Origin of the sequence: Pseudomonas sp. DVZ6, assembly GCF_024259445.1 — a bacterium.
GTDB classification, from domain to species: Bacteria; Pseudomonadota; Gammaproteobacteria; order Pseudomonadales; family Pseudomonadaceae; genus Aquipseudomonas; species Aquipseudomonas peradeniyensis.
Window position 1 is genome coordinate 1 of the sequence record NZ_JANCLM010000047.1, and the last position, 26391, is coordinate 26391.

Genomic DNA, 26391 nt, shown 5'->3' on the forward strand with positions numbered 1-26391 from the left:
ACCGAACCTGTCAGGCCATGGTTGCCTGCCTTGGTGCCCACGCTGAAACCGCGCGGTACTCACAAGGCGTACCGGGTGATGGCACAGGATTGACCGGCCCGAAACAGATGTAGGAGCGGCCTTGTGCCGCGATGCGCCGCGCGGGCGGCGCTCGATCTGATAGGCGCTGCAACGGTTACGGCGAACACCCCCAGAGCGAGTCAGAGCAACTGGCAAAAAGTAAATGATAAGAATTATCATAAGCACCTTTTCGCCCTCCCCAGAGAGTCGCCGCATGTCTTCAACCCACCGCGACCCGGCACTGGACCTGATCCAGAACCGTGACTCCCAGCCCCAGGGTGGCCGGGCGAAGGTGTCGCGGCGAACGCTGCTCGGCGGCCTGACCGCGACCGGCGTACTTCTCGCCAGTGGCTATGGCGTGAACCAAGGTGGCGCGCTGCCAACGCTGTTCAGCGATTGCGCCACCGGCACCGGACAACGACGCGGTTGGCGACTGGCACCGGGCCTTTCGGTGCTACTGGACAGCCGCAGCGCACTGGACAACGCTGGCCGCGCCGTGACCTTGCAACGTGGGCGGGTGCTGCTGGAGGTGACACAGGGCGCCGGTGTCAGCCTGCGAACCACCCAGGTACGGATCATGCCGGGGCAGGCGGCGCGCTTGATCGTCCAGCAACAAGCATCCGCGACCGTGGTGCAGATGCTTGATGGCGTGGCATCGATCGCGTGGGGTTCGGCCGCTCCGCTGGCACTGGAAGCCGGGTGGCAGCAACTGTTCGGCGACACGGGCAGTACCCCGAGGGTCGCACTGCCAACTGGGGCCGGAGCCTGGACCCATGGACACCTGGTGGCCGAGCGCATGCCCCTGGCCGAGGTGCTCGAGGAACTCGACAACTATCGCCCAGGCGTGCTCAGGTGCGACCCGCAGATCGCGCGATTGCAGGTCAGCAGGTCATTGTCCCTCGACCAACCGGATGCCAGCCTGATGCTGCTGACCGAGACCCTGCCGGTTCGGATCCAGCGGGTACTGGGGTACTGGGCCAACGTGGTGCCGGCCTGAGCCCACTCACTTCACCTGGCCGTTGTACACCACGGTCGCGGCGCCATCCTTCTTGATGGTCAGCTTGTTGCCTTCGGCCATGCTTTCGACCATTTCCGAACAGCCGTCCACCTCAGCCTTGCCGTCCACGTACTCGCCGCTGGTATCGAAGCTGAAGACATAGGTGGACGCCGGGCAGGCATTGCCGCCTTCGCCCGTGGACACCACCAGCACATAGCGGCTCGGGCCGAAGGCGTAGGCTTTCTCGATGGCGACGTAGCCGGTGCCTTCGGCGTCGGCGACGACGGACTCCATGACGTTCATCACGCCTGCCCGGGACTGGTAGTTCAACGCGGTGCCCATTTCCATGCCCTGGACGCTGAACGGACCGGCACCTTCGTCGCTGATCGGCAGCGGCTCATAGGCGATGCTCGGCGCCAGCGGTGCGCTGACGGTAGGCTTGGCCAATAGCGCGGCCTGAGGCTGCGGGTTGACGCACTGGCCGCTTTCACAGATGCGCTCACCCTTGCAGTCGGTGTCCTTGGCGCATTGGCCGGTCGCCGCGGTGGTCTGGTCGGCCTTGTCGCAGCCGGCGATGGCCAGGGTGAGGAGGGTGAGGGCAAGCAGTCGCTTCATCAGCGAAGTCCTTTTCATGGATGAGGGCTGAGCAGTATCGCCAAACTGTGGGCCGATGTCGCGGGCTGTATCTCAATCTAGTTGTTCACCAACAACTCCGGCCCCAGGTACCGGTTGATCTGGTCGATGTCGTCATCCCCCAGGCTGCCCACCGCCGAGGCCAGGCGCAGGCGCGACATCAGGTAGCGCAGCTTGGCCTCGAACAGGTCATGCCGTGCCACGAACAGCAGCTCCTCGGCGTCGAGCACATCGGCGTTGGTGCTGGTGCCGCCGGCACTGAAACCCTTGCGTGCCGATAGCAGCGAGCGTTCGTTGGAGGCCACCGCCTTTTCCAGCGCGTGCACGCGCAGGGCGCCGCTTTGCACGCCGCGAAACTCGCGGGTGGTGCCAGTGATGACTTCCTGTCGCGTGGCATCGAGCTCGTCCAGGGCCTTGGCGCTGTTGGCGCTGGCCTGGCGGCTCAGCGCGCTGACGCCGCCGCCGCTGTACAGCGGGATGTTCAGCTCCAGGCCGATCGAACTGTAGTGGTTGCGCTGGTTCAGCTCGGAGATCGACTGGCTCTTGCCAGCGGTGTAGCCGGCGACGAAGTCCAGGGTCGGCCAGTGGCCGGCCTTGGCGCGCTTGACCTCTTCCTCGGCCAGCGCGTAGCTGTGCCGGCGCGCCTGGATCACCGGGCTGTCGGCCTGGGCCCTGGCCAGCCAGTCGCGCAGGTTGTCCGGTAGCAGGGGCGGGGTGGCGAAGTCCGCCTGCAGGGTGGTCAGCGACACGGGTGTCTCGCCGATGTACTCGGCCAGTTTGCGGCTGGCGTTGGCCAGGTTGTCCTGGGCCTCGATCAGCTCGGCCTCGGCAAGGTCGCGCCGGGCCAGGGACTCGTCGATGTCGGTGATGGTGCCGGCCCCCAGCTGCATGCGTCGCCTGGCCGAGCCGAGCTGCTCCTCGAAGGCACCGAGCTTGGCCCGGGCCAGGGTGATGGTCTCGCTGGCCAGGAGCACGTCGAAGTAGCTGTCGGCCAGGCGCACGGCGGCGTCCTGGCTCTTGGCGTCGAATACCGCCACGCTGTAGTCGGCGCGTTGCTGGCCCTGGCGGTATTCGGCCATCTTCTGCTTGTTGAACAGCGGCTGGCGCAGGCGCAGGTTGGCGCCGGTGGCGTCATAGTCGAGGTCGTTGTCGATGCCGTGCTGGCGCTGGCTGCCGTCGATGCGGTTGGCGTAGGCCGAGGCGTTGACCTGCGGCAGCAGGCCGGCCTGGCCGATGGCGCGGTTTTCCAGGCCGGCCTGCTGCTCATGCACCGCGGCGCGGTAGATCGGCCCCTGGTACTGCAGCAGGTCCCAGGCCTGCTTGAGGTCCATGGCGCCGGCCGGCAACGCCAGCGTCAGCAGGCACAGGCCAAGGCAATGGCGATTCATCTCATTGCTCCTTGAACGCGGCGTCGACGCGTTCGAGCAGGGGTTTGAGCAGGTAGCTCAGCAGGTTGCGCTCGCCGGTCTTGATGGTGACGGTGGCGGGCATGCCGGGGCGGATATGGTTGCTGCCGAGTAAAGCCATGCCGTCGGCGGTGACTTCCACCTGGGCCAGGTAGAACGGCTGCTTGCTCTCCTCGTCGAGCAGGCGGTCGGCGGAGACGGTCAGCACGCGCCCGGGAATGTTCGGCGTGCTGGCGTGGTTGAAGGCGGGGAAGGCGATGTCCACGGCCAGGCCCGGGGTCATGCGGTCGATGGCCTGCACCGGGATCATCGCGTCGACCTGCAGTGGCTCGTCGAGCGGGACGATCTCCATGATCCGGCTGCCGGGCTGGACCACCCCGCCGACGGTGGCGATGCTCAAGGCCTGGACCATGCCGTCGATGGGCGCGCGGATGATCGTATGGGTCACTTCGTAGTCCAGGGCGCGCAGGCGGTCGGCCAGGGTGGTGCTTTCCTTGGCGGTGTCGGTCAGCTGCGACTGCACCTCCTTGAGGTAGTCGTGGCGGCGCTGCAGGACGCGCAGCCTGAGCTCGTTGATCTGGCTGCGCACCCGGGCGATGTTGTTGAGGTTCTCGGCCTGGCCGGCGGAGAGGTCGGCGTTGCTGCGCTCAAGCTCCAGCAGGCGGTTGCGCGGTACATAGCCTTCGGCCGCGAGCATGCGCGTGCCTTGCAGTTCCTGGCCGAGGAAGCCGATCTGCGAGGCGCGGGCGCCATACACCTGCTGCAGGCCCTTGAGCTGCACCGCCGAGGCGGCGATGTTCTCCTCGAGGATGCCGATTTCGCCGGCCAGGCCCGCGCGCCGGGTCGCCAGCAGGTGCTGTTGCAGGTCCATGGCCGCCAACAGCCGCGGATCGTCTTCGAACTGGCGCAGCAGGGCAGGGGCGAAGGTCACCGTGTCGTGGCCGTCGCGTTCGGCCTCCAGGCGATTCTCCACGGTCTTGCTGACGATGTACTGGGCGCTGACCGCGCCTTGCTCGGCCAGCGCATGCAGGGCGTCGAGGCGCACCAGCGCCTGGCCTTTGTTCACCCGCTCACCCTCGTGCACCAGGATCGCCTCGACGGTGCCGCCGGTCAGGTGCTGCACGGCCTTGCGGTTGCTGGTGACCTTGACCGTGCCGGTGGCGACCACGCCGGCGTCCAGGGGCGCCAGCCATGACCACAGGAGGAAACCGCCGAAGCCGGCGAGCACCAGCCACAGGCCCCAGCGCACGGGTTTGCCGACGTCGAGGTCGATCGGGTTGGCGTCGGCCGGAAGCAGTTCGGTTTGCATGGAATGGATCATGATCGGTCACTCCCGTACCTTGACGGCGGCCAGCGGGGTCGCGGCGCCAGCGGGGATCACGCTGGCCGTGCGCAGGGCGGCGAACACTTCTTCACGGCTGCCGAGCATCTGCACGGCGCCGTCGCGCAGCATCAGCACCTTGTCGACGGCGCAGAGCACGTTGGGGCGGTGCGAGATCAGCACCACCGTGGCGCCGCGGCCCTTGAGTTCGGCCAGGGCGTCGACCAGGGCTTTCTCACCGAGGTCGTCGAGGTTGGCGTTCGGTTCGTCCAGCACGATCAGGTTGGGTTCGCCGTACAGCGCGCGGGCCAGGGCGATACGCTGCTTCTGACCGCCGGACAGCGGGCCGCCGTCGCTGTCCAGGCGGGTGTCGTAGCCTTGGGCAAAGCGCAGGATCATGTCGTGCACGCCGGCGCTTTTGGCGGCGCGGATCACCGCCTCGCTGTCCACCTCGGCGAAGCGGGCGATGTTGTCGGCGATGCTGCCTTCGAACAGCTCGACATCCTGGGGCAGGTAGCCGAGCCAGGGGCCCAGTTCACGCTTGTTCCAGGTGAAGATGTCGGCGCCGTCCAGGCGCACCTTGCCGGCCTGGGCCGGCCACACCCCGACCAGCAACCGCGCCAGGGTCGACTTGCCCGAGGCTGACGGGCCGATCACCCCGAGGCTTTCACCCGGGGTCAGGCCCAGGCTGACACCGCGCAGGATGGTGCTGCCGGTGCCGGGCGCGCCGGCATACACGTTCTCCACCGCCAGCATGCCCAGCGGCCGTTGCAGCGACATGCTCGGCGGGCGCTGCGGATAGTCCTGCAGCAAGCCGTTGAGCCGGCCCCAGGCCAGGCGGCAGCCGAGCAGTGGCTTCCACGCGGCGATCACCTGTTCCACCGGGCCCAGGGCCCGGCCGGTCAGGATCGAGCAGGCGATCATCATGCCCGGGGTGATCTTGCCCTCGATCGCCAGCAGGGCCCCGGTGCCGAGGATCAGCGACTGCAGGGTGATGCGCACGAAGCGCCCGATGCTGCCGATGACGGCGGCGCGGTCGGAGGCCAGGGTCTGCATCTGCAGGATGCGCAGGTGGCTCTGGAACCAGCGCTGGCTGATCGACGCCAGCATGCCCATGGCCTCGATCACCTCGGCGTTGCGCAGGTTGTTGTTGGCGTAATGGGCGCAGGCGAGGGCGGCGTGGTTGGCCTCGCCCAGGGGCTGCTTGGTGGCCTTTTCGGTGAGCCAGGCCAGTGCCGCGAGGATCAGCGAGCCGACCAGCGTGACCAGGCCGAGCAGCGGGTGGATCAGGTAGGCGACGAGCAGATAGATCGGTGTCCAGGGCGCGTCGAAAAAGGCGAACAGGCCGTTGCCGGTGAGGAACTGACGCACCTGCGCCAGGTCCTGCAGGGCCTGGCCGGGGCTGCCACCGGCACGGCTGAGGTTGCGCTCGAAGGCGGCGCTGAACAGGCGCCGGTTGAGCGCCATGTCCAGGCGGTTGCCGACCCGCACCAGCACCCGGCTGCGCAGCATCTCCAGGGTGGTCATCAGCAGGAACAGCCCCACCACCAGCACCGTCAGCATGCCCAGGGTCGTGAGGTTGCGGCTGACCAGCGCGCGGTCGTATACCTGCAGCATGTACACGGCGGGCGTCAACATCATGACGTTTATCACCCCGCTGAACACCGCCAGGGCATAGAAACTGCGTCGCAGTTGAAACAGTGCCTCGGCCAGCTCGGAGCGGGTACCTGTCTGCCTGGTCATCGGGGGAGCCTCCCTCTGCGAAAAATGCCGGCCGCCGTTGCGGTGGTCGGGCTAAAAGCCTTGTGGTTACTGGCCTGCAGAAGGTTTTGTCGCTCTTTTGGCGGGTTATTCCAAATACGCTGCAGGGAGCCCACAAACAGCAGAGTAGGTTGCGTAGAAATATCTTGTAATATCTTTTTGCTCTATTGATTCCTTCAAGTTCCTATTAAAAACAGTGGCTTGATAAGCATTATCGATGCGCGACATTTTTTGCTGACGAGATATTGACAATATTTTGCCGCGCAACTTTAGTCTTAATCAGTTCGTGGGAACTTTCGCCGCAGGCCAGCTGTCGCCCCGACCCCTCGCGAATCCTTGTCGACATTCCTGTGGGAGCAGAACATGACTCGTATCCTGTTCTTGTACCGAGTGAATGGGCTCTACAGGACGTTCCCCTGCCATTCGAGAAACCATGGCCCGCCCCGGGCCCGGGAGCGCCGCGCCTGAGCGACGGCGAGCCCTGAACCTTCGCGAATCCGAGGCACGTAGCCCGCACGACGGGTAACGCTGTCGCGCACCCGTATTCGCCATAAAAAAATCAACTGCATGACCGTGCACGCCACCGACCGGGCGCGACGGGCGCCTGCGCCTCGCTCCCGACAGACAGAGGTCAACCATCATGGCCAATTTCAGCAAGTCCGACCTGCAATTCATCCTCCAGCAGATTTTCATCGCCGAGGCCCACGCCAAGGGCGCCAGCCTCATCGACCTGCTGCCCAACAGCCAGGTGCCGTTCGGCCTGCGCACCGTCGATGGCAGCTACAACAACCTGGTGACCGGGCAGAGTGAGTTCGGCGCCTCGGACAACGCCTTCCTGCGCCTGATGGATGCCCAGTACCGCGCGGCGTATGCCGGCACCGGCACGGTGAGCGACAGCCAGCCGCGCACCATCAGCAACCTGATCGTCGACCAGACCGCCAACAACCCGGCCGCGGTCGACGCCAACGGCGGCGCCGCTCCGGTGCTCAGCCCCGGCATCGACGGGGTGTTCGGCACCGCCGATGACAAAGAGGTGTTCTTCATCCCCAACCAGTCGCCGGACGTCGGCCTGACCGCCGGCTTCAACGCCTGGATGACCTTTTTCGGCCAGTTCTTCGACCACGGCCTGGACCTGGTCACCAAGAGCAGCAGCCAGATGGTGTTCATCCCGCTGCAACCGGACGACCCACTGTACGTGGCCAACAGCCCGACCAACTTCATGGTGCTGCCGCGTGCCGTGCGCACGGCCGGCGCCGATGGCGTGGTCGGAACCGCCGACGATGGCCAGCCCAACACCACCTCGCCCTTCGTCGACCAGAGCCAGACCTACAGCTCGCACCCCTCGCACCAGGTATTCCTGCGCGAGTACGCCCTCGACGCGGCCGGTCACCCGGTGGCCACCGGGCGCTTGATCACCAACCGTGACCTGGGCGCCGATGGCAAGTTCGGCACCAGCGACGATGGCAACGGCGAGAACGGCGGCATGGCCACCTGGGCCGTGGTCAAGGCCCAGGCCCGCGACATCCTCGGCATCAACCTGACCGACGCCGACGTGCACCGGGTGCCACTGCTGGCCACCGACGCCTATGGCAACTTCCTGCGCGGACCCAACGGCATGCCGCAGGTGGTGATCCGCGTGGGCAATGGCGCCGACGGTATTGCCGGCACCGCCGACGACGTCACCCAGCTGGTCGAAGGCAACCGCGCCGCGCCCATCAGCCTGGTCAATGCCGTGAGCAGCGGCCATGGTTTTCTCGACGACATCGCCCACAACGCCGAGCCGGTGCTGGTCGGCGGGGTGCTGCAGGCCGATGCCGACAGTGCCGTGGGCAATGCCCAGCCCATGGGCCCGGGCGGCAACAACCTGACCTACGACAACGAACTGCTCGACGCCCACTACATTGCCGGTGACGGCCGGGTCAACGAGAACATCGGCCTGACCGCCGTGCACCACGTGTTCCACGCCGAGCACAACCGCCTGGTCCAGCAGACCAAGGACACCATCCTCGCCTCGGGCGACCTGGCGTTCCTCAACGAGTGGCTGATCGACGATGTGGCCGCCTTGCCCGCCACGCCCGCCGAGGTGGCGGCGCTGGTGTGGAATGGCGAACGCCTGTTCCAGGCGGCCAGGTTCGGCACCGAGATGCAGTACCAGCACCTGGTGTTCGAGGAGTTCGCCCGCACCATCCAGCCACAGATCGACGAGTTCCTCGCCCCCAGCGGCTATGACACCTCGATCAACCCGGCGATCCTCGCCGAGTTCGCCCATGTGGTGTACCGCTTCGGCCACTCGATGCTGACCGAGACCGTCGACCGCTTCGACCCGGCGTTCAACCCGATCCTCAGCGACCCGGACAACCCGGACCAGCAACTGGGCCTGATCGCCGCCTTTCTCAACCCGCTGGCCTTCGCCGGCAGCGGCGCCACCGCCGATGAAGCGGCCGGGGCGATCATCCGTGGCGTGACCCGCCAGCTCGGCAACGAGATCGACGAATTCGTCACCGAGGCGCTGCGCAACAACCTGCTCGGCCTGCCCCTGGACCTGCCGGCGCTGAACCTGGCCCGTGGCCGCGACACCGGCATCCCCTCGCTCAACGAGTCGCGCCGCGAGTTCTACGCCATGACCGGCGACAGCCAGCTCAAGCCCTACATCAGCTGGGTCGACTTTGCCGACCACCTCAAGCACCCCGCGTCGCTGGTCAACTTCATCGCCGCCTACGGCACGCACGCCTCGATCACCTCGGCAACCACCCTGGCCGACAAGCGCGCCGCCGCCCTGGCCCTGGTGCTGGGCGGCAGCGGCGCGCCGTCCGACCGCCTGGACTTCCTCAACGGAAGCGGCGCCTGGGCCAACGTGACCAAGGCCGGCAAGGATGGCGTGCTGGGCACCGCGGACGACCTGAGCGGGGTGACGGTGACCGGGGTCGACGCCATCGACTTCTGGGTCGGCGGTTTGGCCGAGCAGAAGATGCCCTTCGGCGGCATGCTCGGCTCGTCCTTCAACTTCGTCTTCGAGACCCAGCTGGAGGCCCTGCAGAACGGCGACCGCTTCTATTACCTGTCGCGTACCGCCGGCCTTAACTTCGGCGCTGAGTTGGAGAACAACTCGTTCGCCAAGCTGATCATGGCCAACTCCGATGTCACCCACCTGTCCAACACCGTGTTCCTCACCCCGACCTTCACCCTCGAGGTCAACCAGGCCAACCAGTTCACCGGTCTTGGCGGCGACGGTCGCGCCGACCCCACCGGAGGGATCGAGATCAACGGCGTGGAGATCGTGCCGCTGGTCATTCGCGACAACCCCGACACCGTCGGGCCGGACGACAACTACCTGCACTACACCGGCGAAGACCACGTGGTGCTCGGCGGTACCTCGGGCGATGACATCATCCTTTCCGGCGAAGGCGACGACACGCTCTATGGCGATGGCGGCAACGACTACCTCGAGGGCGGCGCCGGCAACGATGCCGTGCTCGGTGGCGCAGGCGACGACATCATCACCGATTCGTTCGGCGACAACCGCCTGGAAGGTAACGCCGGCAACGACGTGATCGTCGCCGGCAGCATGCTTGCCGCCGGCAACCTGATCCTCGGCGGCGACGGCCAGGACTTCATCATCACCACCGAGGACATCAGCACCACCTTCGGCGGCCAGGGCGATGACTTCATCCTCGGCGCCAAGACCAACCTGCCGCCCACCGGCAACGAAGGCGATGACTGGATCGAGAAGGGCACCCAGGACGGCGCGCCGGGCGACAACTTCGCGCCGCTGCTTACCGATGAAGTGGTGGGCAACGACATCTTCGTCGGTGGCGGCGGCTTCGACGAAATGATCGGCGAGGGCGGCGACGACATCTTTGTCGGCAGCGATGCTCAGGACAAGATGGACGGCATGTCCGGCTTCGACTGGATCACCTACAAGAACGACCAGGTCGGCGTCACCGCCGACCTGAGCCTGGCCGCGCTGGCGCAGCCCCATGGCAACGCGCCGAACCAGAACGCCGGGGTGTTCAACCCGGTCGGCGCTTCGCCGGCGTCGATCCTCGATCGCTTCGCCGAGGTCGAGGGGCTGTCCGGTTCGCGCTTTGCCGACGTGCTCAAGGGCGACGATGTCGATGCGGTCACCATCCTCAACCACGGCGGCACCACCGGCAGCGCCCTGAGCAATGTCGCGCTGATCCGCGGGCTGGCGCAGTTCCTCGCCGACGCCGGGCTGCCGACCACCGGCTTTGCCACCGGCAACATCCTGCTGGGCGGCAATGGCAGCGACCTGATCGAGGGCCGTGGCGGCGACGACCTGATCGACGGCGACAAGTGGCTCAACGTGCGTATCGCGGTCTACGCCGCCGATGACCTCGACCACACAGGGCCAGAAATCGCCAGTTTCGACAGCATGGTCGAGATGATCCCGTTCATGCTCGACCGCACCTACAATCCCGGCCAGCTCAAGGCCATCCGGGAAATCCTGCCCGGCACCTCGACTGGCGGCGCGGCCTTCGACACCGCGGTGTTCTCCGGGGTGCAGGCCGAGTACGTGGTGACCCAGGACACCCGCGGCACCGCCGACCTGGCGGACGATGTGTGGACCGTGGCCGATACCGTGGCCGGGCGTGACGGCACCGATACCCTGCTGCACATCGAGCGCCTGCAGTTCGCCGATGCCCAGCGCGTGCTGGTGCCGGGGCTGAACGCGCAGCCGACCGGCAGCCCGAACCTCAGTGACGGCAACGGTGGCGCGATCACCGTGGGCGATATCCTCAGCGTGAGCATGGCCGGGGTGCGCGACGGCGACAACGTCACGGCGGGCAACCCGCTGGGCACCCTGGCCAATGCTTCGGTGTCCTACTACTGGCAGTTCGAGGCCGACCCCGGCAGCGGTGTGTTCGAGGACATCATCCTGCTGCCGGCCGGCGACCTGGCGTTCCAGAGCGCCGATGGCACCGCGTTCAAGGTGTCGCCGGACCTGGTCGGCCTGTCGCTGCGGGTCAAGGCGATCTACCAGGACGCCCACGGCACCACCGAGGTGCTGTTCAGCGCGCCCACCACCGTGGTCGAGGCCGGCGCGCCGGTGGTGCCGACCGCGCCCACGCCGGTGGTCGATGCCAGCGCGGGGGGCGAGGGCCTGCACATGGTCCGTTCCGACCTCAACTTCATCCTCGCCCAGATCAAGATCGCCGAAGCGGATGCCGCCGGGCAGGACATCCTCTCGCTGATCCCCAACATCCGCGCGCCCTTGGGCCTGCGCGCGGTCGACGGCTCTAACAACAACCTGATGAACCTCAATGGCCATGACCATACCGAGTATGGCGCCGCCGACAATGTCTTCCCGCGCCTGACCGACCCGGTGTTCAATACCGCCGAGGGCGCGCCCGCCGGGTTCTTCGGCCCCGGCTCGCCGGCCATCCCCGGCTCGTCGTACCAGCAGACCAGCGGTTACGTGTTCGACTCAGAGCCGCGCACCATCAGCAACCTGATCGTCGACCAGACCTCGAACAACCCGGCGGCCTACGCCAGCGCCTACGACCCCGGCGCCAACGGCGTGCTGGACTTCGGCACGCCGGGCAACGACGACCAGCTCAAGGACGGTGTGCGGGTCGTCGCCAGCCCCGGCATGGACGGCCAGTTCGGCACCGGCGACGACCATGATGTCTTCCTGTTCGAGAACACCTCGGCGGATGCCGGGCTGTCGGCGCCGTTCAACGCCTGGATGACCTTCTTCGGCCAATTCTTCGACCACGGCCTGGACCTGGTCACCAAGGGCGGTTCGGGAACCATCTTCATTCCCCTGCAGCCGGACGACCCGCTGTACGTGCCGGGCGGCGCCGCCAACTTCATGGTGCTGACCCGGGCCACCAACCTGCCGGGGCCGGACGGCATCCTCGGCAACGCCGACGACATTCACGAGCACACCAACACCACCACGCCGTTCGTCGACCAGAACCAGACCTACAGCTCGCACCCCTCGCACCAGGTGTTCCTGCGCGGCTACCAGCTCAGCGCCAGCGGCCCCATCGCCACCGGCCGGCTGATCACCAACCGTGACCTGGGCGCCGACGGCAAGTTCGGCACCGCTGACGACAGCGAGATCGGTGGCATGGCCACCTGGAAGGTGGTCAAGGCCCAGGCCAACGACATCCTCGGCATCCACCTGACCGACGCCGACGTCGACAACGTGCCGCTGCTGGCCACCGATGCCTACGGCAACTTCATCAAGGGGCCGCATGGCTATCCGATGGTGGTGATGAAGGGCGCCGACGGCTTGGGCGGCACCGCCGATGATGTGCTGGTCGAAGGCAACCCGTTGGCGCCGATCGACCTGACCAATGCCGTGCGCACCGGCCATCAGTTCCTTGCCGACATCGCTCACAATGCCGTGCCGGTATCCATCGGTGGCGTGCTCGCGCCGGATGCCGACAGCGCCACCGGCAACGCCGTGCCGGTCAATCCGCACACCGGTGCCAACCTGGCCTACGACAACGAACTGCTGGACGCCCACTACATCGCCGGCGATGGCCGGGTCAACGAGAACATCGGCCTGACCGCCGTGCATGCGATCTTCCACTCAGAGCACAACCGGCTGGTGGCGCAGACCCAGGACACCGTGCTCGACTCGGGCGACCTGGCCTTCCTCAACGAGTGGCTGCTGACCCCGGTCAGCGCCTTGCCCGTCAGCCAGGCCGAGATCGACGCCCTGGTGTGGAACGGCGAGCGACTGTTCCAGGCGGCCAAGTTCGGCACCGAGATGCAGTACCAGCACCTGGTGTTCGAGGAGTTCGCCCGGACCATCCAGCCGCGCGTCGACCTGTTCTTCGCCCCGACCCAGGTCTACGACGTCGACCTCGATGCCTCGATCGTCGCCGAGTTCGCGCACACCGTGTACCGCTTCGGCCACTCGATGCTGACCGAGACCGTCGACCGCTTCGACATCGACTTCAAGGTGATCGGCGATCCGGCCAGCGCCAACCCCGAGCAGCAGATGGGCCTGATCGCGGCGTTCCTCAACCCGCTGGCCTACGCCGCCAGCGGCGTGACCCCCGAGGAGGCAACCAGTGCCATCGTGCGCGGGGTGACCCGCCAGGCCGGCAACGAGATCGACGAGTTCGTCACCGAGGCGCTGCGCAACAACCTGCTCGGCCTGCCGCTGGACCTGCCGGCGATCAACATCGCCCGTGGCCGCGATGTCGGCATCCCCTCGCTCAACGCCGTGCGCCGCGACATCTTCGGGCAGACCGGCGATACCCAGCTCAAGCCGTACACCAGCTGGGTCGACCTGGTGCAGCACCTCAAGCACCCGGAGTCCTTGATCAACTTCATCGCCGCCTACGGCACCCACGGCTCCATCACCTCGGCCACCACCCTCGACGGCAAGCGCGCCGCGGCCCTGGCCCTGGTGTTCGGTGGCGCGGACGCGCCGTCCGACCGCCTGGACTTCCTCAACGGCAGCGGCAGCTGGGCTAACGTGACGCTGGCGGGCAAGGACGGGGTGCTGGGCACTGTCGATGACCTCAAGGGCGTGACCGTGACCGGCGTCGATGCCATCGACCTGTGGATCGGCGGCCTGGCCGAGGCCAAGACCCCGTTCGGCGGCATGCTCGGCAGCACCTTCAACTTCGTGTTCGAGAACCAGCTGGAGAAACTGCAGGACGGTGACCGCTTCTACTACCTGGAGCGCACCGCCGGCCTGTCGATGAACGCCGAGCTGGAAAGCAACTCGTTCGCCAAGCTGATCATGGCCAACACTTCGGCCACGCACCTGCCAGGCCTGGTGTTCTCCGACCCCGGGTTCTACCTGGAGCTGGACCGCAGCAAGCAGTACAACGACGGCCTGGGCAACGCCGACCCGCTTGGCGACAACGGCCAGCAGGTGGTGTTCCGCGACAGCCCGCTGACCGTCGGGCCCGACAGCAACTACATCCGCTATGCCGGTGACCAGCACATCGTGCTGGGCGGCACCCAGGGCGACGACATCCTCGTCTCCAGCGAAGGCGACGACACGGTCTGGGGCGACGGCGGCAACGACCGTATCGAAGGCGGCTACGGCAACGACCAGCTGCGCGGCGGTGCCGGCGACGACATCATCAGCGACATGGGCGGCGACGACAACATCCAGGGCGGCGACGGCAACGATGTGCTGCATGGCGGCAATGGCGTCAACCTGATCATCGGCGGCTTCGGCAATGACTTCATCGTCACCGGCGAGGATGCTTCCGAGGCCATCGGCGGCCAGGGCAACGACTTCATCCTCGGCAGCAAGGCCAACGAGCAGGACATGGGCAACGAAGGCGACGACTGGATCGAGAAGGGCACCTCGGACGGCGCCCCCGGCGACAACTTCGACCCTCTCGGCAACGATCCGGTGATCGGCAACGACGTGTTCGTCGGCGGCAACGAGAACGACAAGTTCAACGGTGAAGGCGGCGACGACATCATGGTCGGCAGCCTCGGTTTCGGCGATCGCTACATCGGCGGCTCCGGCTATGACTGGGCGACCTTCAAGGGGCTGGCCCAGGGCGTGACCGTCGACTACAGCGACCGCTTCTTCGATGTGCCGCCGGTACCGGGCTCGGGGGCTTCGGCGCTGGTGCGCTTCGACATCATGGAAGGCCTGTCGGGCTCGGCGCACGGTGACTTCCTGCGCGGCGACAACGAGGACGCCACCTCGCTGCCGACCGCCGGGGCCACCGGCAGCGTGCTCACCAACATCAGCCTGATCAACGGCCTGGCCGGGCTGCTGCCTGTTGGCGCGACCTTCTACGACGGTGGCAACATCATCCTCGGCGGCAGTGGCAGCGACCTGATCGAAGGGCGTGGCGGCGACGATATCCTCGACGGCGACAAGTGGCTGAACGTGCGCATCAGTGTGCGGGCCAACAGCGATGGCAGCGGGCCGGAAATCGCCTCGTTCGACAGCATGGAGCCGATGGTGCCGCTGATGCTCAAGGGCACCTACAACCCCGGCCAGCTGGTGATCGTGCGGGAGATCCTCAGTGGTACCGACCAGTACGACACCGCGCTGTTCTCCGGCATCGCCACGGACTACCGCATCGTCGTCGAAGGCAACACGGTGATCGTCACCGACACGGTGGTCGGCCGCGACGGCGTCGATCGCCTGACCGGCATCGAGCGTCTGCAGTTCGCCGACGGCGCCCAGGCTTCCGGCGTGGGCAGCGCGCTGAACAACGGCCCCAGCGGCCACCTGGCGATCGTCGACGATGCCACCGGTCTGCGCGATGACACGCCCGTGGCCGGGCAGTTGCTGCGGGTCAGCGACCTGGCGGTGCATGACGCCGACAACCAGGGCGCGAGCAACCCCAGCGGCGCGCTGAGCGGGCCGGTGGCCTACTACTGGCAGGTGGAGAACATCCCCGGCACGGGCGTCTACGAGGACATTACCTTCGTCGCCGCCGGCGAGGTCTCGCGGGCGATCGGCAGCACCTACCGGGTGGCGGACGATGTCGCCGGCCTGAACATCCGCGTGCGGGCGGTGTACCAGGACGCCAAGGGCACCCTGGAGATCGTCGACTCCTCGGCCAACAGCGCGCCCAGCAGCGGGCCCGCCGTGGCCGGGCTGCTGGTGCAGAACCAGGTGCTGAGCGCCAACCCGGCGACCATCGTCGACGCCGACGGCATCGGCAGCGCGCCGTTCACCTTCCAGTGGCAGATGAACAACGGCGCGGGCTGGGTCGATATCGCCGGTGCCACCGCCAGTACCTTCACCCTTGGCCAGCCCCAGGTCGGCCAGCATGTCCGGGTGCAGGTGGGCTACGTGGACACCTTCGGCGTGGCCGAGCGCGCCGCCTCCGACATCCTCGGCCCGGTGGCCAACGTCAACGACGCGCCGACCGGCACGGTGCTGATCAGCGACACCACGCCGGACCAGGGGCAGTTGCTGACCGCCTCGACCGCCGGCATCGCCGACCTCGACGGGCTGGGCACCTTCAGCTTCCAGTGGCAGCAGGGCGTGGGCGGCATCTTCGTCGACATCGCTGGCGCCACCACGGCGAGCTACACCCCGGGCTTCGCCCAGGGCAACCAGCAACTGCGGGTGATCGTGCGCTACACCGACGGCTTCGGCGCCCAGGAAACCGTGACCTCCGCCGCGACCACGGCGGTGCGCCTGCTGACCGGCGTCACCCTGGTGGGCACCAATGCGGCGAACACACTCACCGGCGGCGCTGGCAACGATGTGCTGCGCGGCCTGGGCGGCAACGACACGCTCAATGGCCTGGGCGCGGTGGACCAGCTGTTCGGTGGGGCGGGCAACGACATCCTCAACGGCGGTGACGACGCTGACTTGCTGTTCGGCGAGGACGGCAACGACACCCTCAACGGTGGCCTTGGCGCGGATGCCATGGACGGCGGCCTCGGCAACGACACCTTCGTGGTCGACAATGCCGGCGACAGCGTTGTCGAGGCGGCTGGGGGTGGTACCGACCTGGTGCAGACCAGCCTGCTCAGCTATCAGCTCGGCGCCAACATCGAGAACCTCACCTTCACTGGCAGCGGCAACTTCACAGGCTTCGGCAACACGCTGGCCAACACCCTCACCGGCGGGGCCGGCAATGACCAGCTCGATGGCGGTGCCGGCGGTGACCGTATGGTGGGCGGTGCCGGCAACGACACCTATATCGTCGACTCCACCTCGGATGTGGTGGTCGAGGCGGGTGGTGGCGGCATCGACACCGTGCTGACCGCGCTGGCCAGCTACAGCCTGAGCGCCAACGTCGAGAACCTGACCTACACCGGCGTCGGCAACTTCATCGGCAGCGGCAACGGGCTGAACAACGTCATCACCGGTGGTGCCGGCAACGACACCCTCAGTGGCGACGGCGGCAACGACACCCTGGTCGGCAACGCCGGCAACGACACGCTCAACGGCGATGCCGGCAACGACCAGCTGATCGGTGGCCTCGGCGCCGACAGCCTGAACGGGGGCGGCGGCGACGACAGTCTCGACGCAGGGGAGGGCGATGACACGCTCAATGGCGGTGTCGGCAACGACACGCTGCTGGCCGGAGCGGGCAACGACAACCTCGACGGTGGTGTCGGCATCGATGTGGTGGTCGGCGGCGACGGCAACGACACGGTGCTGGGCGGTGGCGGCAACGATGTCGTGCAGGGCGGCAACGGCAACGACTTCGTCAATGGCGGGGCCGGTGACGACATCGTCAGCGGTGGTGCCGGCAACGACTCGCTGGTGGCCAACGACGGCAACGATATCTTCCAGTTCGCGGCAGGCTTCGGCACCGACCAGGTGTTCGGCTTCGACGCCGCCCCGGCAGGGGGGCAGGACCGGCTGGATATCACGGCGCTGAGCATTACCGCGGCGAGCTTTGCCGTCAGTGTCAGCATTGCCGATGTGGGCGCCGATACGCTGGTCAGTTTCGGGGGGCCTGACTCCATCCGGCTGGTCGGGGTGGGGGATGCGACCAGTGTGACGGTGGCGGACTTTATCCTCGCGTCTTGAGGGAGGGCGATGTGTTTGGCGAGAGAGTTGTAGCGCCTATGCGATCGAGCGCCGCCCGCGCGGCGCATCGCGGCACAAGGCCGCTCCTACATTTGTTGCAACGTGCCGAACCTGTCAGGCCATGGTTGCCTGCCTTTGTGCCCACGCTGAAACCGCGCCGTACTCACAAGGCGTACCAGGTGATGGCACAGGATTGACTGGCCCGAAACAGATGTAGGAGCGGCCTTGTGCCGCGATGCGCCGCGCGGGCGGCGCTCGATCTCGAGAGCGCTGCAAGACTATCGCCTGGCACCAGCCCCCCCACACCCGCTCAAAAGTCATAACTCAGGCTGGTGTAGTAGAACGCCCCCTGCGCCCCTTCGGGGCTGGTGATCGAATACTTCTGCACACCATACAGCTGCGCGCCCTCGAGCTTGTCGGGGTGGCTGTCGAACAGGTTGATCGCACCCACCGACAAGGTCAGCCCCAGCCCGAAACGGTAGGCCACGTCCAGGTCGGTCACCCACTGCGCGCCGAAGGTCTGGTCCAGCGCCGGGTTGGCGGCGTTGCGGTTCTGCCACTGGCCGTAGCGGCGCTGGGCCACGGTCACGCTCCAGCCCTGGTACTGCCAGTTGGCGCTCAGGGTCAGCTTGTCCTTGGGCGTGCCGTCCTCGATCAGCCCCTGGGTGTTGCGGCCGATGATCTGGTTGCCGGCAATGCCGCCGACATCGTCCAGCCCGGTGATGCGGGTGTTGGTGCGGGCATAGCCGCCGTTGAGGTCCAGCCGGCCCCAGGCGCCGAGGTCGAGCTGGTAGTGCCCGGCCAGTTCGATGCCGTCGGTGCGGGTGTCGGCGATGTTGCTGTAGAACGCCGCGCTCTGGATATTGGCGTAGGGCGTGCCGGCGAAGATCGGCCCGACCACCGACGCCGGCAGTTGGTCGGACAGGGTGATGCGGTTGTCGATGTCGATGCGGTAGGCATCGACGGTCAGCGACGCGTTGGCCAGCGGGCGCCACACCAGGCCGACCGAGAAGTTGGTCGACTCCTCGGGCTTGAGCGCCTTGCCGCCCAGCAGTTGCGCTTCGGGGCTGTCGGCGCGCAGGATGCGCTGTTGCACCTCGACCCAGTTGCCGCTACCCGGCGGTTGCTCGACCACCTGCACGCTGAACGACGACAGCCCCGACTGCACCAGGGACGGTGCGCGGTAGCCGGTGCTGGCGCTGGCCCGGGCGGCGATCTCGGGGGTGAAGTCGTAGCGCAGCGACAGCTTGCCGTTGGTGGTGTCGCCGAAGTCGGAGTAGTGCTCGCTGCGCAGGGCGAAGCCGGCCTGGAGTTGCTCGGTGATCTGCCCTTCGAGGTCGAAGTAGGCGCCGATCACCCGGCGGTCGAGGGAGGCGGCGTCGACCTGGGTAATGCCCGAATAGTAGCCGGGGATGCGCCGCCCGGTCAGCGGGTCGACGGTGTTGAACAGCGGCCCGTTCTGCCAGCCCTGGGCGTCGCCGGCGCTGAGCTGGTAGTTCTCCTCGCGCCAGGCCAGGCCGGCGGACACCGTCAGTGGCTTGAACAGCAGGTCGGTGGCGAAGTCGCGGGTCCAGTCCAGGGTCAGGTTGGTCTGGTCGGCCTCGCGCCGGCCGGTGTAGATCGTCGAGGCGCTGGCCGTCCCCCAGCTGGGGTTGATGGCATCGCGGTCGGTGGAGTCGAGGCGGTTGTTGCCATGGTTCAGGGCCAGGTCGAAGTGCCCGAGGGTCTCGTCCTGGTAGCGCAGGCCGCCGGTGACGGCATGGTCCTCCAGGCCGTAGCGGGTGATCGGCAGGCGCCCGTCCGGGTAGCGCGCCAGGGCCACGCTACCGTAGTTGCTGCGCAGGGTGGTGGGCGGGTCGAAGAAGTTCTCGGCGTCGGTGTTCTTGTGCGCGTAGGTGGCCAGGCCGTAGGCGCTCAGGCCATCACCCAGGCCCATTTCGGCGTTGGCGGTGAAGTTGTACTGGTCCGAGACATTGCCCGAGCCCCAGCGCCAGTTGCGGTAGCGGTTGTTCTGCTCGCGCGGGGTCGCGGTGCTGGTGGAGCCGGGGTAGAAGATCCGGTTGTCGTCGCGGGTGTCGCTGGCCGGGTCCTGGCTGCCGGCATCGAAGGCCAGGGTGAGGAAACCGTCATTGGGCAGGGCGAAGCCTTTCCAGCCGCTGAGCTTGCGCTGCAGGCCGTCGCCCTTGTCGTAGCCGCCGAAGCGGTAGCCGAGGTTGCCGCCTTCGTCGCGCTCCTTGAGCACGATGTTGATCACCCCGGCGATGGCGTCCGAACCGTACTGGGCGGCGGCGCCGTCGCGCAGGATCTCCACCCGCTCGACTGCCACCAGCGGAATCAGGCTCAGGTCCACCGCCGCCGCGCCACGGCCGTTGGCCAGGCCCTGGCGGGTGACGTTGGCGCTGGTGTGGCGGCGCTTGCCGTTGACCAGCACCAGCACCTGGTCGGAGGCCAGGCCGCGCAGCGAGGCGCCCTGGGCGATGGAACCGGCGAAGGCGCCTTGTGGTGATTGCGGGTAGTTGAACGAGGGTGACAGGGCGGTGAGGGCGCCGGACAGGTCGCGGGCGCCGGTTTCCTGGAGCTTTTCGCCGCTGAGCACGTCCACCGGGGCGGCGCTTTGCAGGGCGGTGAGGTCGCTGCGGTGGGTGCCGACCACGACCACGGTGTCGAGGCGGTCGGTGGATTCGGCGGCCAGCGCGGGCACGGCGAGGCTGCCGATGGCCAGGCTCAGGGCCAAGGGGGTGTGGTGGGGCATGGGGATGTCCTTTTGAAGGGCAATGGGGCCTCTGCGAGGCCCTTTCGCGGCGCAAGGCCGCTCCTACAGGGGCCGCGCAAACCCTGTAGGAGCGGCCTTGTGCCGCGAAAGGGCTGCGCAGCAGCCCCAGGGGGCAGAAAAATCAGAACCGGCTGGTAACGCTCATCCCCACGGTGCGCGGGTCGCCGTAGGTGATCACGTACTGCCCGGCACCGCCGTTGGGCCGGCCATGCACCTGGTAGCGGCGGTCGGTGAGGTTGTTGACGAAGCCGGTGACGCTGAGCTTGTCGTCGGCGCTGAACCAGCTCAGGCGCGCATTGGCCAGGGTGTAGTGCGGCTGGCTGAGGGTCTCGTCGGCGCTGCTCTGGCGGTCGGCGAGGAAGTACTCCTTGTCGCGGAAACTCACGTCGCCACCAGCCACCACGCGCCCGGGCACGTCCAGCGCCAGGGTGTAGTCGGCGCCCAGCGACACCACGTTGCGTGGTGAGCGCACGAAGCTGTTGCCGCTGTAGTCACCGGTCACCGCGCCGGTGGTGGGGTTGGTGTTCTTGAAATCGGTGTACTCGGTGTCGAGGAACGACACGGCCGCGCGCAGGTGCAGGCGTTCGGTGGGCTGGCCCTCGATCTCAAGCTCGGCGCCCTTGACCTTGCCCTTGGCGCCGTTGGTCAGGGCGGTGGTGAGCACGCCGTTGTTGACCGTCAGCAGGTTTACCTGGATGTCCGAGTAGTCGTAGTAGAAGACGTTGGCGTTGACCGTCAGGCGCCGGTCGAACCACTCGGACTTGAGCCCCAGCTCGTAGGCGTCCAGTTCTTCCGGATCGACCGTGGTCAGCTGCGCCAGGCTGGTGGAAAGCCCCGTGTTGAAACCGCCGGAACGGAAGCCATGGGCATAGCGGAAGAACACCCGCAGGTTGTCGTTGATGCGGTATTCCGGGGTCAGGTCGTAGGTCCAGGCTTCCCAGGTCTTGTCCTGCTGGCGGTTGCCGTTGCTGCCAACGCCGGCGATGGGGATCAGCGGGCCGTTGGCGCTGGCGCGGGTCAGCTGCACCAGGTCCAGGTCGATGTCCTTCTTCTCCTGGGTCCAGCGCAGGCCGCCGGTCACGCTGAAGTCGTCGGTGAAGTCGTAGGTGACGTTGCCGAACAGCGCGTAGCTGTCGGTGCGATGGTCGAAGCCCAGGTCGCGAAACGCCGTGCTGCCGACCTGGTTGGAGCCGCTGCCGTTGGGTGTCGGGCCCGGGGTGACGATGCGCTGCGAGGCGCTGTCGAGGTCTTCGTGGAAGTAGTGGGCGCCGAGCAGCCAGTGCAGAGAACGGTCCTCCGGCGAGGCCAGGCGCAGTTCCTGGGACCACTGGCGATAACGGTTGTCGGTAATCGAGGCGCCATTGACCTCGTAGGGGGTGTAGTCGGCGTCGGTGGTGGAGCGGTTGCGGATGTCGTCGTAGGCGCTGATCGAAGTCAGGGTGTAGTCGCCCAGGTACCAGTTGAAGGTCAGCGAGGCGCCGTCGTGGTCGAGGCGGTAGTCCTCGTTGACGTTGAGCGAGATGTCGCGGCCGTTGGGGCGCTGGTAGCCGACGTTGTAGTAGCTGCCCACCGGCAGCGAGCCGTTGCTGCCGTCGCCCTTGAACTGGCGGCTGTGGATCTTCAGCAGGGCGTCCAGGTCCGGGTTGAGCTGGGCGAGGAACTGCAGGCGCACGGCCTTCTTGTTGACGTCGCCGTAGCTGTTGCCGTCGAAATCGTTGTGCTGGAAGCCGTCGCGTTCCTCGGAATACAGCGACACCCGGCCGGCCAATTTGTCGTCCACCAGGGTACCGCCGAGGGCGCCGTTGAGGATGCGCTCGTTCTTGCTGCCGAAGCCGACCGTGCCATAGCCGTCGGTGTCGAAGGTCGGTTTCTTCGAGATCACGTTGACCGCGCCGGCGGTGGTGTTCTTGCCGTACAGGGTGCCCTGCGGGCCGCGCAGGATCTCGATGCGCTCCAGATCGAACAGCGGCCCGCCGCCGGCGATGGGCGCGTTGAGGTAGACGTCGTCGGCGTAGATGCCCACCGGGTAGACCGTCGCCGCGCCGGTGTCGCCGGTGCCCAGGCCACGGATGTACCAGCGCGGGCGGCCGTCGCCGTCGGGGTTCTTGGCCGAGGCGTTGGGCACGAAGGTGGTGATGTCGCCCATCGAGCGCACACCGTCGGCGACCAGTTGCGTGCCCTTGATCGCCGACACGGCCACCGGCACTTCCTGCAGGGTCTGTTCGCGGTGCTGGGCGGTGACGGTGACGGTCTCCAGGGCCGGCTCGGTCTTGTTCTCGGCGGCGGCGAAGGTGTGGCTGGCGGTGCTGCCGAGCAGCAGCGCGAGGCTGATCTGGCGGGCTAGTGGATGGCGCTGGTGCATGTGGAATCTCCCCGAGTGAACGCGTTGTTGGGGAGGACAGAGCAGGGACTGTGCCAAGCTCGTAATACACTGTTTTTATTCGTATTTATTGGTCTTTCAAGCGGTCGGTGCGGATGCTGCAGCAGTGGGGTGTTTGGCGGGTGTTGCTGGGGCAGCAGGGCCGCCCCAATCGCGGGGCAAGCCCGCTCCCACGCCCCCCGTGATGCGATCAGACAGCCAATCGCGAGGTGGAGCCGATCACCTGCTCCAGCACGCTCGAATCGATCCACTCGCGCACATCGATGCGCCGCGGGATGAACCCCCAGCGATGAAGGAACTCGCTGAAGTCCTGCAACGCCGCGATGGAGCGGCCATCCAGCGCCGTGCGCAGGCGCCGGTGGGCATCCTCGCCATAGGCCGCCGCCACCCAGTACTCGCTGGTGTTCAGCTCGCGGGCGAGAAAGCGCCGGGTGTCCTCGTGGTTGGCCCAGGCCCATTGCTCGGTGCGCAGCACGGTGTCGACCAGGGTGCGGCTGGCCTCGAAATGCTCGTGCAGCAGGTGGGTGTCCACTGTCAGCGTGCGTGGCGTGCCGTTGTTGCTGCGGATCAGCGGGTCGGGGTGGCTGCCGGTGTCGACCACCACCCGCAGGCCGAACTCGTGGGCCAGCTGCACCGCGTGGGCGCCCTTGAGGAAGATCGCGTCGATGTCGCCGCGCAGCAGGCCGATCAGCTCGTTGTTGCGCCGACTCACGCGGCGGGTGTCCAGTGCCACCTCCGAGCCGTACAAATGCTGCTTGGGTTCATCGCTGTAGGTGCCGCCGTAGGGGTAGTCGACCAGCTCGACGTCGGCCACGTTCAGGCCTTCGAGCTTGAGCGCGTTCTCCAGGCCGCGCAGGGCCTGGGCGCGGGTGAAGTCGATCTGCACGTTGGCCCACTTGGGCAGGCCGAAGCGGCGGTTCTTCAGGTCGCGGATGCCGCGTACGCCGCTTTCTTCAGTGGTGAGGATCAGCTGTACCTCGTCGATCCAGCTCAGCCCCAGCACCCGGGTCTCGACGCCGCTGGCGTAGGCCCAGATCGCCGGGATGCTGCCGCCGTGGCGCACCGAGTTCTGCAGGTGGTGGTCGTAGTGGGCCTCGCGCACCTCGCGCTCGCTGGACTCGCGCAGCGACTGGATGCGCGTGCCGAACGGCGCGAAGGCCTGGGCCAGGCGCCCGGACTGCACGGCGATGCCAAGGCCGGTGGGTACCGGGCTGTGGGTGTACCAGAGGGTTTCCAGGGGCTTGCTCATAAGGCGACGGGTTTCCTGTCCATGGCAGAAGGGGCGGCAAGCAGCGCGTCCAGCGGCTGCCGGTCGATCCAGTCGCGTACCGCGAAGCTGGCCGGGATGAAGCGCCAGCGCGCGAGGAACTGCACGAAGTCCTGCAGCGCGTCGATGGCCTGTTCGTCCAGGGCGGTGCGCAGGCGCAGGTGGGCGTCATTGCCATAGGCCATGCCGACCCAGTATTCGCTGCTGTTGGTTTCGCGGGCGAGGTAGCGACGGGTCTCGTCCGGGTGCTGCTGCGCCCAGTGCTCGGCGCGCAGCACGCTGGACAGCAGCGTGCGGGCCACCTGCGGGTGCCGTTCGAGCAGATGGCTGTCCACCGCCAGCGTGCGCGGCGTGCCGTTGTTGCTGCGGATCAGCGGGTCGGGGTGGCTGCCGGTGTCGATCACGGTGCGCAGGCCGAAGGCGTGGGCCAGTTGCACGGCGCTGGCGCCCTTGAGGAAGATCGCGTCCACCTCGCCGCGCAGCAGGCCGGCCAGCTCTAGGTTGCGGCCCTCGCCCTGGCCGGTGGACACCGGCGTGCCGGCGACATTGCGCACCGGACGGTCGCTGAAGGTGCCGTGGTAGCGGTAGTTGACCAGTTGCAGGTCGCCCACCTGCAGGCCGTGCAGCTTCAGGGCGTTTTCCAGGCCGCGCAGGGCCTGGGCGCGGGTGAAGTCGATCTGCGCCGCGCTCCAGTCGGGCAGGCCGAAGCGCTGGCCCTTGAGGTCCTGCACCGTGTGGATGGCGCTGTCCGGGCGGGTCAGGATCAGTTGCGCCTCGTCGGCCCAGGACAGGCCGAGCACACGGGTCTCGCGGCCCTGGGCGCGGGCCCAGATCGCCGGGATGCTGCCGCCGTGACGCACCGAGTTGCGCAGCGTGTGGTCGAAGTGCGATTCGCGCACGGCCTGTTCGTCGGCTTCGCGCAGCGACTGCACGCGGGTACCCAGAGCGGACAAGTCCTGCTGCAGCCAGCCTTGCTGCACGGCGATGCCCAGGCCGGTGGGCACCGGACAGCGGGTGTACCAGAGGGTGTCGAGGGGTTGGCTCATGGTCGTTCTCCTCAGGCGCTGGCCTTGAGCGGCGTGGCGGCGGCCTGCTGCACCAGCGGCAGGACTTCCTGGCCGATGCGCAGGGCCTCTTCCAGGTGCGGGTTGGCCGCCAGGATGAAGGTCGAGAAGCCGGCGTCGCGGTATTCGGCCAGGCGCTCGGCGATGTTCTGGTGGCTGCCCACCAGGCCCACGGTCGGGCCGGGCTTGGCCTTGGCGAAGCCGGCCCAGAGATTGCGCGCCAGCTTCAGTTCGTCGAAGTCCTGCAGGTGCTGGTGATAGGCTGCCTGGCGCGCGCCGCCGACCGAGTCGGAGCCGCTGGCGAAACCCTTGGCGATGGCGCTGCTCTTGCCTTCGAGGCGTTCGAACTGCTGGCGCAGCTCGCGCCAGGCCTGCTCTTCGGTTTCGCGGGCGAACAGGTCGACGCGCAGGCCGAAGCGCACCGTGCGGCCCTGCTTGTCGGCCAGTTCGCGCACCCGCTCGAGATGCGGCTTGAGCTTGTCGATCGGCTCGGCCCAGTTCAGGTAGACGTCGGCGTGGCGGGCGGCGACCTCCAGCGCGGCGTCGGAAAAGCCGGAGAAGTACACCCCGGGCTTGCGCTCGTGGGCCAGGCCCGGCGGCAGGCTGCCGTGCTCCAGGCGGTAGATGTCGCCTTCGTAGGAGAAGCTGTCGTTGGCCCACAGGCCCTGGATCACGTCGAGGAATTCGCCGGTGCGCTTGTAGCGCAGGTCGTGTTCGAGGAAGTCGCCGTTGGCGCGCTGGCTGGCCGGGTTGCCGCCGGTGATGATGTTCCAGTCCAGCCGCCCGCCGCTGAGGTTCTGCAGGATCGCCGCCTGCTGCGCGGCGTAGGCCGGCAGGGTCCAGGTGGCCTGGAAGGCGATCAGGAAGCGGATGCGCCGGGTCTCGCGGGCCAGGGCCGCGGCGGCGATCCATGGCTCGGGGCCGGTGGGCAGCAGGGCGCCTTCGAAACCGGCCAGCTCGGCGGCCTTGGCCACCTGGGCGATATAGTCGATGTAGGTGAAGCCGTCGGCCTCGCCGCCGGGCAGGCGGCCGGGGGCGATGTGGCCCGGGCGGTGCTGCGGGTTGCCACGGGTGTGGCGGTCGGTGGAGAGTTGCGGGCCGTCGGTGCCCAGGGGCAGGCGCCAGAAGAATTCGGTGGTCATGGGGGCTCCTGAAGGGGAGGTGGTCGATGGGGAGGGTGGTGCAACGGCTGTGCCATGGCACTGCAGGGCCGGAACGGCGTGGGGTGGCAAGGGTGGGGTGCTGCTGTGGCAGCAGTCAGG

At 67.5% G+C, this 26391-nt stretch carries 11 protein-coding genes; 2 read left to right on the forward strand and 9 right to left on the reverse strand.

The window, feature by feature from the left end; all coding sequences use genetic code 11:
• Nucleotides 1-274: 274 nt before the first annotated feature.
• Nucleotides 275-1057 (forward strand): FecR family protein, encoded by a 783-nt coding sequence (locus tag NMG10_RS22620; protein ID WP_254465174.1) that lies wholly within the window; start codon nt 275-277, stop codon nt 1055-1057.
• A 6-nt stretch (nt 1058-1063) separates the two neighbouring features.
• On the opposite strand, the gene NMG10_RS22625 is transcribed toward NMG10_RS22620, so the two are convergent.
• From NMG10_RS22625 to NMG10_RS22640, 4 genes are all read right to left on the reverse strand, one after another.
• Nucleotides 1064-1672, reverse strand: a complete 609-nt coding sequence (locus NMG10_RS22625) for a hypothetical protein (RefSeq protein WP_203647283.1) — start codon at nt 1670-1672, stop codon at nt 1064-1066.
• 77 nt (nt 1673-1749) lie between these two features.
• Nucleotides 1750-3078 carry a TolC family outer membrane protein gene (locus NMG10_RS22630; protein ID WP_254465175.1) on the reverse strand — a complete coding sequence of 443 codons (1329 nt, stop codon included), beginning with the start codon at nt 3076-3078 and terminating at the stop codon, nt 1750-1752.
• A 1-nt stretch (nt 3079) separates the two neighbouring features.
• The gene (locus NMG10_RS22635; protein ID WP_232856887.1) at nt 3080-4405 is read right to left on the reverse strand and encodes an HlyD family type I secretion periplasmic adaptor subunit; all 1326 of its coding nucleotides are present in this window, start codon (nt 4403-4405) and stop codon (nt 3080-3082) included.
• 18 nt (nt 4406-4423) lie between these two features.
• A complete protein-coding gene (locus tag NMG10_RS22640; RefSeq protein WP_110739527.1) occupies nt 4424-6160 on the reverse strand; it encodes a type I secretion system permease/ATPase in 1737 nt (578 codons plus the stop codon).
• A 658-nt stretch (nt 6161-6818) separates the two neighbouring features.
• Between NMG10_RS22640 and NMG10_RS22645 the strand changes: the two genes are divergently transcribed.
• Nucleotides 6819-17645, forward strand: coding sequence for a peroxidase family protein (locus NMG10_RS22645; protein ID WP_254465176.1), 10827 nt, complete (start codon nt 6819-6821; stop codon nt 17643-17645).
• A 310-nt stretch (nt 17646-17955) separates the two neighbouring features.
• On the opposite strand, the gene NMG10_RS22650 is transcribed toward NMG10_RS22645, so the two are convergent.
• The 5 genes from NMG10_RS22650 to NMG10_RS22670 form a co-directional block, all read right to left on the reverse strand.
• Nucleotides 17956-20397: a TonB-dependent siderophore receptor gene (locus NMG10_RS22650; RefSeq protein WP_254465177.1), complete on the reverse strand. Its 2442-nt coding sequence runs from the start codon at nt 20395-20397 to the stop codon at nt 17956-17958.
• 142 nt (nt 20398-20539) lie between these two features.
• Complete coding sequence (locus tag NMG10_RS22655) at nt 20540-22780, reverse strand: TonB-dependent receptor (protein WP_254465178.1); 2241 nt, start codon at nt 22778-22780, stop codon at nt 20540-20542.
• Between the two features lie 208 nt (nt 22781-22988).
• On the reverse strand, nt 22989-24047 hold the full coding sequence (locus NMG10_RS22660; RefSeq protein ID WP_254465179.1) for an ABC transporter substrate-binding protein: 1059 nt from the start codon (nt 24045-24047) through the stop codon (nt 22989-22991).
• Nucleotides 24044-25111: an ABC transporter substrate-binding protein gene (locus NMG10_RS22665; RefSeq protein WP_254465180.1), complete on the reverse strand. Its 1068-nt coding sequence runs from the start codon at nt 25109-25111 to the stop codon at nt 24044-24046. Before NMG10_RS22665 ends, NMG10_RS22660 begins: the two co-directional genes overlap by 4 nt.
• Before the next feature lie 11 nt (nt 25112-25122).
• Entirely contained in the window at nt 25123-26271 is a 1149-nt protein-coding gene (locus NMG10_RS22670) for an LLM class flavin-dependent oxidoreductase (protein WP_203647277.1), read from the reverse strand.
• Nucleotides 26272-26391: the final 120 nt, after the last annotated feature.